Here is a 10754-nt window from a genome sequence, read left to right as displayed (position 1 = left end):
GCGGGCGCGATCGTGTCGGGTTCGGCGGGCACGGCCGCGGCCAAGCAGGAGGCCCTGGAGGCCGCCGGCGTCAAGGTCGGCAAGACCCCCAGCGAGACTGCCAAGCTGGTGCGCGAGCTGTTCTAGCACGCGCCCCGGGAGCAGCCCCGACGGGTGACCGCTTCGACGGCTCCGCCCCACCGCCGGTTCATCCGGAGGGTGGGGCGGAGCCGTTTTCGCGTGTCCGGCTGGTCGAGGGCCCGCGAACCGCCGTCCGACCTGCTGCGGACGGTCTGCACGGTGGCCACGACCGCGCCCGGGACGAGGAGGACCAGGAGGAAGAACAGCCACGCGAACACGGCGCCGGTGTTGCCGCTGGAGATGGACGGCACCCCCCAGAGCACGAACATGATCCCTCCCCAGATCACCAGACCGCCCGTGTGGGGACGGTTGCGGCGGTCGGACGAGCCCTTCCCGCCCTCCCGCCGGGCCGGCGGGCGTCCGGCCGTCCCGGCAGGCGTGGGCGGGCGCCCGTCCCCCGGCTCCGCGTCCCCGGGGACGGCGAGCGCGCTGGGCCGGGACTCCGGGGGCAGGTCCTCGAAGAGCGGGACCAGGTCCGTGTTGGCGACCGCCTCCAGCACCGCCCCGGCGCGGGTCCCGTGCTCCTCGGGGTCCAGACGGCCCTCCTCCAGAGCCGTCCGCAACCGTTCCAGCGCCTCGTCGCGCTCCCGGTCGGAGAGCCGGTAGCGGTCGGGGTCGGTGCCTGCCATGGGTGTCCGTCCGCAGCGGGGGTGAAACCTGTCTCCCTCCGTACGACGGGGGCCGGACGCCGACGGTTCCACCGGCGCCGCCGCACACGCGCGCACGACACGCGCGGCGGGATACCGCGGAGCATTCCGGTCCCTGGCAGCATAAGTCGGGTGAGTACGCCAGGATCTCCCCCCGACCGGGGCCGACCGCCGAAGCGCCCGCGGGCCACCGCCGCGGAAGCCTCCGCGCCGGAGGCCGCCGACGAGCGCAGGCCCCTCTACGCGACCGGGGGCATCGCCGCCGCCACGGCGGCGGGCAGCGGTCTGGCCGCCATCGTCACCCTCACCATCATCGGCTGGGTGGCCGCGCCGCACGACACCTTCGGCGAGGACATCGTCGACATCCTCCAGGGAGCGGTCCTGGCCTGGCTGGTCGGCCACCACGTGTCGTTCACCGTGCCCGACGGGCAGATCGCCCTGCTCCCGCTCGGGCTGGTCCTGCTGCCGGGCCTGCTGCTGTACCGGTCGGGCCGCTGGCTGGCCCGCTCCTGCGAGATCCTGCGGCTCCGGTACGTGTGGGGGGCGGCGGTGGCCGTCGCCGGCCCCTACGCGGCGATCGCCGGCACGCTGGCGCTGGTGGCGCGCACCGAGGCGATCGAACCCAGCATGCCGCGCGCCCTCGTCATGGGGTTCGCCATCGCCTTCCTCGCCGCCGGGCTGGGGGCGCTGCGCCAGCTGATGCGCGACAAGGGCGTGGCGGTCCGGGACCTGCTGGAGCTGATGCCCGCCAGGCCGAGGTCCCTCCTGGTGGGGTTGCTCGCGTCCACCGGCACCCTCCTGCTGGGCGGGCTGCTGCTGTTCGCGGCGGCGCTGGCGTTCGCCTTCCCGGAAGCCGTCGAGACGACGAGGGTGCTGGGGCCCGGCGTGGTCGGCGGTGTGCTGCTGGTGGTCATCCAGCTGGCGTACCTGCCCAACGCGGTGGTGTTCGCGGTCTGCTACGCGCTGGGGCCGGGGTTCGCGATGGGCGCGGGTACCGTCGTCGCCCCGACCGGGGTGTCGGTGGGCGCCCTGCCGGTGTTCCCGATGCTGGCCGCACTGCCGGACGACGGGGCCGCTCCGGCGGTGTCCCTGGTGGCGCTGGCCCTGCCGTTCGCGGCGGGCGCGGTGGGCGGTGTCCTGACCCAGCGCAGTGCGCCGGACGCGGTCGGCGAGGCGGCCCCCCTGTGGGGGTTCGTGTGCGGTGTGACCACGGGGATCCTGTGCGCGGCCATGGCGGAGATCGCGGGCGGGCCCCTGGGGGGAGAGCGGCTCAGTGAGGTGGGGCCGTCGGCGTGGCAGGTGGGCCTCGTCGCCGCCCTGGAGGTCGGGGTGGCCGCGGCGGTCGCCGCCTGGATCGCGAACTGGTGGTACTGGCGCAAGCTGCGGCTGGGGAAGGGCACGGAGTCCCCCGGCTCCACGGAGTCCGGGACGGGCGCCGCGAAGAAGGGGGCACGGGCCCCCGTGCGGCCGGGGGCCGAGCCGCGGCCGGTGGTCGAGCTGCCGCCGGACGTCCCGGTCGGGAAGGGCCTGGCGACGGTGACGCCGCTGCGCCGCCGTGACGGCCAGGGCGTCGGTGACGCCGGGGAGGAGGCGGGGCCGGACCCGGAGCCCTCTCCCGCCACCCCCGGGGAGATGAGGGCGGCCAGGGACCGGGAGCGGGCCGCCCGGACGGTCGACCGCGGCGCCGAGCGCGGCGCGCGCAAGGAGGCCCGCCGGGAACTGCGCGACCACCGGCGCCGGGAGAGGCGGGAGGCGAAGGACGCCCGCCGCGCCTCCGGCGGTCGCTGGTGGCGGCGGAGGCCGGGCGAGGACGAGGAGATGTACGGCATCACCTACGAGGCGGACCCCGGCGGCGTGGACGCCCCCGGGCACTGACCCGTTCGGCGGTGCCGCACCGGACCGCCGCACGGCGGCGGGTCCGGCGGCCTCCGGTGGAGGCCGCTCGGACGGGAGCCGTCCCGGCCGACGCCTCCGGGGACGCCCCGGCCGGGGTCCGGGCTACTGGGCCGGGGTGCTCCGGCCGGCTTTCCTGTGCGGCTCGAAGACGGCGTTGACCAGGTCGCTGCACCACTTGAGGAGTTCCAGGTCGCGCAGCGGCTTGCCGCCCAGGCCACCGGCCTTGGGCACCGGTACCAGCAGGGTCCGCGTCGTCTCCTTGTGCAGGGACTTGGGGTACATCCGCCGCAGCCTCAGCTCCTGCGACTCGCGCAGGTCGACCGGGGAGAACCTGATCTGGTTGCCCTGCATGACGACGTCCGAGAGCCCCGCCGACTTGGCGAGCACCCGGAACCGCGCCACCGCCATCAGGTTGTCCACCTGCTGGGGCGGGGGCCCGTACCGGTCGGTGAGCTCCTCGTACGCGGCGAGGATGTCCTCCTCGCTGCCCACGCCGGCGATCCGTTTGTACGACTGGAGCCGCAGCCGCTCGCCCGGAACGTAGTCGTGCGGGATGTGCGCGTTGATGGGCAGCTCGACCCGGGTCTCGATCTCCTCGACCGCGTCCGGATCGCCCTTGAGCTCGGCCACGGCCTCGCCCACCATGCGCACGTACAGGTCGAAGCCCACGCCCGCGATGGTGCCGGACTGCTCCGCGCCCAGGATGTTGCCCGCGCCCCGGATCTCCAGGTCCTTCATGGCCACGTACATGCCCGCGCCCATCTCGGTGTGCTGGGCGACCGTGGCCAGGCGCTCGTAGGCGGTCTCGGACAGCGGTTTCTCCGGCGGGTACAGGAAGTACGCGTAGGCGCGCTCGCGCCCGCGGCCCACCCGGCCGCGGAGCTGGTGCAGCTGCGAGAGCCCGTAGGTGTCGGCGCGGTCGATGATGAGGGTGTTGGCGTTGGGCACGTCCAGGCCGGACTCGACGATGGTCGTGGAGACCAGCACGTCGAAGTTCTTCTCCCAGAAGTCGACCATGACCTTCTCGAGCTGCTGCTCGTTCATCTGACCGTGCGCGTAGGCCACCCGGGCCTCCGGCACCAGGCGCTTGATGCTCGCCGCGACCTTGTCGATGGAGGCCACGCGGTTGTGCACGAAGAACACCTGGCCCTCGCGCATCAGCTCGCGGCGGATCGCGGCGGTGATCTGCTTGTCCTCGTAGGGGCCCACGAAGGTGAGCACCGGGTGGCGCTCCTCCGGCGGGGTGAGGATCGTGGTCATCTCGCGGATGCCGGTCAGGCCCATCTCCAGGGTGCGCGGGATCGGCGTCGCCGACATCGCCAGCACGTCGACCTGGGTGCGCAGCCGCTTGAGGGCCTCCTTGTGCTCCACGCCGAAGCGCTGCTCCTCGTCGATGATGACCAGGCCCAGGTCCTTGAAGCGGGTCTCCGACGACAGCAGGCGGTGCGTGCCGATGACGACGTCCACCTCGCCGCTGCGCAGCCCCTCGCGGGTCACCTCGACCTCGCCGTCGGTCTGGAACCGCGACATCGGTTTGACGGTGACCGGGAACGACGCGTACCGCTCGGTGAACGTGGACATGTGCTGCTGCACCAGCAGCGTGGTGGGCACCAGCAGAGCCACCTGCTTGCCGTCCTGGACCGCCTTGAACGCGGCGCGCACCGCGACCTCGGTCTTGCCGTAGCCGACGTCGCCGCAGATCAACCGGTCCATGGGGACGGACCGGGACATGTCCTTCTTGACCTCGTCGATGGCCGCGAGCTGGTCGGGCGTCTCCACGTACGGGAAGGCGTCCTCGAGTTCCCGCTGCCACGGGGTGTCCGGACCGAACGCGTGGCCCGGGGAGGCCTGGCGGGCCGAGTACAGGCGGATGAGGTCGCCGGCGATCTCGCGGACGACCTTGCGGGCGCGGCTCTTGGCCTTGCTCCACTCGGCGCCGCCCATCTTGGACAGGGTGGGGGCCTCGCCGCCCACGTACCGGGTGACCTCGCCGAGCTGCTCGGTGGGGACGAAGAGGCGGTCGCCCGGCTGGCCGCGCTTGGAGGGCGCGTACTCGATGAGCAGGTACTCGCGGGTGGCCCCCTGGATCTGGCGGCTGACCATCTCCAGGTAGCGGCCCACGCCGTGCTGCTCGTGGACGACGTAGTCGCCCGGTTTGAGCTGGAGCGGGTCCACGGTGCCGCGCCGCCTGCTCGGCATCCTGCGCATGTCGCGGGTGGAGGACTTCTGTCCGGCCAGGTCGGTCTCGGTGAGCACCACCGTGTGGACCGTCCGCAGCAGGAACCCGTGGTCGACCAGCCCGGTGGTGACGGTGGCGACGGCGGGCGGGGGAGGGTCGGCCAGGTCGGAGGCGAGGGCGGCGCCCAGGCCGGCGTCGCGCAGCATCGCGACCAGCCGCTCGGCGGGGCCGTGGCCCTGGGTGACCAGGACGACGCTCCAGTTGTCGTGCAGCCAGCCCTTGATGTCGGCCAGGGCGCGCTCGGTGTCCCCGCGGTAGGACTCGGCGGGTGCGGCGCCGACGACGACGGCGTCGTCCTCCTCGGAGGCGCCCCCCTCGTCGCCCGCGCTGAAGGGCGTGAGGCCCCACCAGGGCAGGTCGCGCCCGGCCGCGGCGGCGCGCAGCTCGGCGACGGACATGTAGGCGGACGCGCCCAGGTCGATGGGGGCCTCGCCGCCGGAGGCGGCGTTGATCCACGAGGCGTCGAGGAACTCGGCGCTGGTGGCCTCCAGCTCCACCGCGCGGGTGCGGATGCGCTCGGGGTCGCAGCCCACCACCATCGCGCCCTCGGGCAGGTAGGTGAAGAAGGGCTCCATGCGTTCGGCGAGCACGGGCGCGAACGCCTCCATACCCTCGACGGAGACGCCGTCGGCGATCTTGTGCAGGATCTCGGCGAGGGAGGGGTGCTCCTCGGCCAGGGCCCGTGCGCGGTCGCGCACGGTGTCGGTGAGCAGGAGTTCGCGGCACGGCGGTGCGAACAGCCCGGAGGCGGCGCCGGCGCGCGAGCCCTCGTCGCCCTCGCGCGGGGCGATGGACCGCTGGTCCGCCACCTGGAAGTAGCGGATGTCCTCGACGGTGTCGCCCCAGAACTCCAGCCGCAGAGGGTGCTCCTCGGTGGGCGGGAACACGTCCAGGATGCCGCCGCGCACGGCCATGTCGCCGCGCTTCTCGACCAGGTCGACCCGGGCGTAGCCGGTGTCGGCCAGGGCCGTGACCACGTCCTCCAGGGACGCCTCGTCGCCGGGGCGGATGCGGACCGGCTCCAGGTCGCCCAGTCCGGCCACGAGCGGTTGCAGGACGCTGCGCACGGGGGCGACGACCACCCGCAGCGGGGTGGTGAGCGGGTCGGCGGGGTCGGGGTGCGCCAGGCGGCGCAGGACGGCGAGACGCTGTCCGACCGTGTCCGAGCGGGGGGAGAGCCGCTCGTGCGGGAGCGTCTCCCAGGCGGGGAAGAGCGCGACGGAGTCGTCGGGCAGCAGCGAGCACAGGGCGTCGGTCAGGTCCGAGGCCTCGCGCTCGGTGGCGGTGACGGCGAGGACGGGCCGACCCGCGCCCACGGGGGCGTCGGCGGCCAGCGCGCCCACCATGAAGGGGCGCAGCGCGGCCGGCGCGACGAGGTCGAGGTGGGGATCGAGGCCGCGTCGGGCGGCCTCGATCGCGCTGTGCAGTGCCGGGTCCCTGGAGACGTCGGCGAGAAGTCCAATAAGGCTCATAGCACCAGAAACTGAAAGTGGAAGTGGGTCCGGATCAGGCGGTGGTCGCGGCCTGCACGATGAGAAGGCGGCTGCGGGAGTGGACGCCCGGCACCCCTCAGACTATCGAGTCCGGAGGTTTCGCGCGGGCGGGGTGTGGACGAAGGCCCCGCAGGCTCGCCCGTGCCGCCCCCGGCGGCAACCGGCGCCGGAGGGGCGGTGCACAGTCGGTGGAACCGCCGGTGGGGTGCTTCTATTCCGGCTCCCCCGCCGTCCGCGCCGCGCTCCGTGCGACGCGGGCGGGGCGGCCGGGGGCGTCGGGCATACGCTAGAGGCGATTCCCGGAACACCGTAGGAGAGGAACCTCGTGGTGAGTGCGATCAGGCGTGGGAGCGCGCCGGAGGGCGGCGGCGGACGGTCGGGCGCCCCGGTCTTCGTCCCGGGTCCGGACGGCCTCGCCCACCTGGAGCTGATCCTCAACGGCGCCTACCCGCTGCCCGGCTTCATGACGCGGGACGAGGCCGCGTCGGTGGAGCGCTCCGGGCGGCTGCCCGACGGCCGCCCCTGGCCGGTTCCGGTCACCCTGGAGGTGCCGGAGGCGCTGGCGGGGGCCGCGGCGCTGACCCTCGCCGACCCCGAGGGCGCGCCGCTGGCCGAGCTGACCGTCACCGAGCACTGGGAGGCGGAGGGCGTCCACCGCCTGGCGGGGGACGTGGCGCTGCTGCGGCCGCCCATGTACGGGGTGCTGCGCAAGCTGCGGTCCTCGCCCGCGGAGGTGCGGGGCCAGCGCGAGCTCGAACCCTCCTCGTGCGGGTCGCTGCTCGCGGTGGTCACCGACCGGCCCCTGCACCACCGGGTCCTGCACCAGATCCGCGCGGAGGCCGACGCCCTCGGGGAGGCGGCGGGCGGCGCCCGCGCCGAGGTGCTGGTGATCGTCGAGACGGGCCTGGAGGACGAGGGCATGGCGACGGCGGTCCTGGCCGCCGAACCGCTGCTGCCGGGGCGCACCGCGTTCGTCGTGTGCACCCTGCCGAGGGGCGCCGCGCGGACCGAGGGCGCGCTCGGCGGCAGCTGGGGCGTGCGCGACGTGGCGCTGGCCGCGCACGTGGCCGCCGCCTACGGCGCCACCCACATGCTGGCGGTGACCGGCGGGAGCGGACCGGACGTCGAGCGGGTGATGGCCCGGCGCCCGCCGCTCACGGTCCTGGAGCCGGAGCCGTGGCGCTACGACTCGTCCGAGGGGCTGTGGCAGCCCCTGACCCGCGTGGACCCCGCGCACGCCGTCCCGGAGCCGACGGACGAGGAGGTCGAGGCCGAGCTGGCGCACGGGCGCGAGCTTCCCGCCTGGTTCACCCCGGCCCGCGTGGGCGCCGAACTGGCGCGGTTGCGCCCGGCGCGGACCAAGCGGGGGGTCGCGATCCTGTTCACCGGCCTGTCGGGTTCGGGCAAGTCCACGATCGCGCGCGGGGTGTGCGACGGCATCCGCAGGTCGGGGCGCACGGTGACCCTGCTGGACGGGGACGTGGTCCGGCGCATGCTCTCCAGCGGGCTGACGTTCTCGCGGGAGGACCGGGAGCTCAACATCCGCCGCATCGGCTATGTCGCCGCGGAGATCACCCGGCACGGCGGGGTGGCCGTGTGCGCGCCGATCGCCCCGTACGCGGCGGGCCGGGCCGAGGTGCGGGCGATGGTGGAGGAGTTCGGGGACTTCTTCCTCGTGCACGTGGCGACGCCCCTGGAGGTGTGCGAGGCCCGTGACCGCAAGGGGCTCTACGCCAAGGCGCGCGCGGGGGAGGTCGCGGAGTTCACGGGGATCTCCGACCCCTACGAGGAGCCCGGGGACGCCGACCTGGTGCTGGACACCGGCGGCGACCCGGCGGAGTCCGTGGCCGAGGTGATGGCGGCCCTGCGCGAGGGCGGATGGCTGCCCGGCTAGGGTGCGGGCGCGCAGGACGAGCAGTGGCAGGATCCCGACAGCTAAGGACCGAGATGACCGACCCCCAGCCGACCGGGCACCGAGTACTGCGCCTGGTGGAGGTGATGGACACCCTGCGCAGGGAGTGTCCCTGGGACAGCTCCCAGACCCACGAGTCGCTGGCCAAGTACCTGATCCAGGAGGCCTACGAGACCCTGGAGACCATCGAGGAGGGCGACCTGGCCTCGCTCCGCGAGGAGCTGGGCGACGTGCTGCTCCAGGTGGTGTTCCACGCGGCCGTCGCCGCCGAGCGCCCCGAGGGCGACCCGGCGCGCTTCACGGTGGACGACGTCGCGGACGCGATCATCGACAAGATGACCCGCCGTCACCCGCACGTGTTCGGCGGGGCCGAGGTGGCGGGCGTCGACGAGGTGTGGGCCGACTGGGAGGCCATCAAGGCGGCCGAGCGCGCGGCCAAGGCGGAGGCGGGCGGGAACGGCGCGAAGCCCTCCGTCCTGGACGGGGTGCCGTTCGCGCAGCCCGCCGTGCTGCTGGCCCACGAGCTCCAGAGGAGGGCGGTCCGCAACGGCTTCCCCGCCGAGCTGGTGGGCGACGACGGGGCCGAGGGCGGCGGGCTGTTCGCCGCCGTGGCGGCGGAGGGCGCCCGGGGCCGGGACGCGGAGACGGACCTCAGGGCGGCGTCCCGCAGGTTCGACGCGCGCGTGCGCGCCGCCGAGGAGGCGGCCCGCGCCGACGGCAGGGAGCCCCGCGACCTGTCCGCGGCGGAGTGGCGCTCCTACTGGGACGCGGCCGGCGTCTAGCGCCCCCGCGTCACCCCGGGCGGGCCTCCGGGGGAGGGGGCGGCAGGGCGCGCGTGCGGACGGCCTCCGTGGCGGGGTCGCGCTCCGCGCCGCCCGCCCGGGGCCGGCGCGCCGTCTCGCTGATGGTCAGCCAGAGGCCGACGATCACCCAGTTGGCCATCAGCGCCGACCCCCCGGCCGACAGGAACGGCGCGGTCATACCGGTCAGGGGGATGAGGAGGGTCGCCCCGCCGAGCACGATGAACACGTCGAACGCGGTGAGGAAGGCGTATCCGAGGGCCGTCAGCTTCAGGAACCAGTCCCGGGAGCCCAGAGCGATGCGGAACCCCCGCTCGGCCAGGACCAGGAGCAGGAGGAGGACGGCCATCAGGCCGGTGAGCCCCAGCTTCTCGCCCACCGAGACCAGGACCAGGTCGCTGTCGGCGGCGAAGACCTCCTGGACGGCCCCGCCTCCGAAGCCCGTCCCGGTCAGGCCGCCCTCGGCGAGCGCGAACACGCCCTCGACGATCTGGTAGCTGCCTCCGGGGCGGCTGTACACCTCCTCGTCGAAGGGGTCGAGCCAGATGTCCACGCGGTTGCGCACGTGCCCGAACATCAGGTACGCCGCGTACGCGCCCGCCGAGAAGGCCATCAGACCGATGAGCACCCACGACTTGCGGGCGGTGGCGGCGTAGAGCACCGCCAGGAACGTCCCGAACAGCAGGAGCGACGTCCCCAGGTCCCTGGTGCCCACGAGCAGGAGGATCGCCAGGCCCCAGCCCACGGCCATGGGCGCCAGGTCGCGTGCGCGGGGCACGCTGAACACCTTGAGGCGGCCGACCCTGACGGTGCGGGTGACCAGCGCCATCACCTCGCGGCGCCGGCCCAGGTACGAGGCGAGGAAGAGGACGAGGAGCACCTTGGCGAACTCCGAGGGCTGCATCGTGAACGGGCCCAGGCCGATCCACCGCCGGGCGCCCAGCACCTCGTGGCCCAGAGGGGACAGCGGCAGCAGGAGCAGGAGCAGGGCGGCGCCCGCGATCACGTACGTGTACATGGTGAGCCGCTGCGGGCGTCGCACGGCCACCACCGCGGCGGCGCACAGGGCCATGCCCACGACGGTCCACACCACCTGCCGGTCGGCGTCCCCGTGCTCCCCGGCGGTCGCGGCCCGGGTCGTCTGGATCACCCAGATCATGGTGACGCCCAGTCCGTTCAGGACGGTGGCGACCGGCATGACGACCGGGTCGGCGTAGGGCGCGACCCGGCGCAGCAGGAGGTGGAGGGAGAGGGCCCCGGCGCACAGGACGGCCAGGTAGAGGCCGAGGACGGGTTCGGCGCCGCCGGTGACGGACAGGGACGCCGTCAGGAGGGTCGCCGCGACCGTCACGAGCCCGGCCGCGAGCAGGACGAGCTCGGACCCCCGGCGGGGCACCGGGGGGAGGGCTCCGTCGGCGGACACCGGTCCGGTCTCGGGGTCGCCCACTGTCGTTCCGCCGTCCACCTCGGGGCACGGGCGCCCGGGCCGGGCTCCCCGGCCCGGCCGGGTACTCCGCCCCTGCACTATAGGCGGGGGAGCCGTCCCGGCCCCCGAGGCGTGGCCCCCCGGCGGGGGGCGCCCCGGCCCCCCCCCCGGGGGGCCCCCGCCCCGGCGCCGGGGGGGCCCCCAGCACGGCCCGCGCCGCC

6 protein-coding genes and 1 pseudogene are annotated in these 10754 nt (G+C 74.8%); 4 read left to right on the top strand and 3 right to left on the bottom strand.

Annotated elements, in window-relative coordinates:
* Positions 1-126: pseudogene (locus ACWGL3_RS27540) on the top strand (succinate--CoA ligase subunit alpha); the annotation flags it as partial.
* Here ACWGL3_RS27540 and ACWGL3_RS27535 read toward each other — a convergent pair.
* The gene (locus tag ACWGL3_RS27535; protein WP_267946588.1) at positions 123-749 is read right to left on the bottom strand and encodes a DUF1707 SHOCT-like domain-containing protein; all 627 of its coding nucleotides are present in this window, start codon (positions 747-749) and stop codon (positions 123-125) included. The pseudogene ACWGL3_RS27540 and the gene ACWGL3_RS27535 sit on opposite strands and share 4 nt — an antisense overlap.
* A 150-nt stretch (positions 750-899) precedes the next feature.
* Between ACWGL3_RS27535 and ACWGL3_RS27530 the strand changes: the two genes are divergently transcribed.
* Positions 900-2642 (top strand): cell division protein PerM, encoded by a 1743-nt coding sequence (locus ACWGL3_RS27530; RefSeq protein WP_452461958.1) that lies wholly within the window; start codon positions 900-902, stop codon positions 2640-2642.
* Positions 2643-2765: 123 nt separating this feature from the next.
* On the opposite strand, the gene mfd is transcribed toward ACWGL3_RS27530, so the two are convergent.
* Positions 2766-6374, bottom strand: a complete 3609-nt coding sequence (gene mfd / locus ACWGL3_RS27525; protein WP_267946587.1) for a transcription-repair coupling factor — start codon at positions 6372-6374, stop codon at positions 2766-2768.
* A 346-nt stretch (positions 6375-6720) separates the two neighbouring features.
* On the opposite strand from mfd, the gene cysC reads away from it, so the two are divergent.
* Complete coding sequence (cysC, locus tag ACWGL3_RS27520; RefSeq protein WP_452461957.1) at positions 6721-8289, top strand: adenylyl-sulfate kinase; 1569 nt, start codon at positions 6721-6723, stop codon at positions 8287-8289.
* Between the two features lie 53 nt (positions 8290-8342).
* On the top strand, positions 8343-9089 hold the full coding sequence (locus ACWGL3_RS27515; RefSeq protein ID WP_267946585.1) for a MazG family protein: 747 nt from the start codon (positions 8343-8345) through the stop codon (positions 9087-9089).
* A 10-nt stretch (positions 9090-9099) separates the two neighbouring features.
* Here ACWGL3_RS27515 and ACWGL3_RS27510 read toward each other — a convergent pair whose 3' ends face one another.
* Complete coding sequence (locus ACWGL3_RS27510; protein WP_267946584.1) at positions 9100-10554, bottom strand: FtsW/RodA/SpoVE family cell cycle protein; 1455 nt, start codon at positions 10552-10554, stop codon at positions 9100-9102.
* Positions 10555-10754 lie beyond the last annotated feature (200 nt).

This window comes from Nocardiopsis sp. NPDC055824, assembly GCF_053616335.1.
Note: the sequence above shows the minus strand (reverse complement) of the source record. Positions and strands in the feature narration are given on the sequence as shown.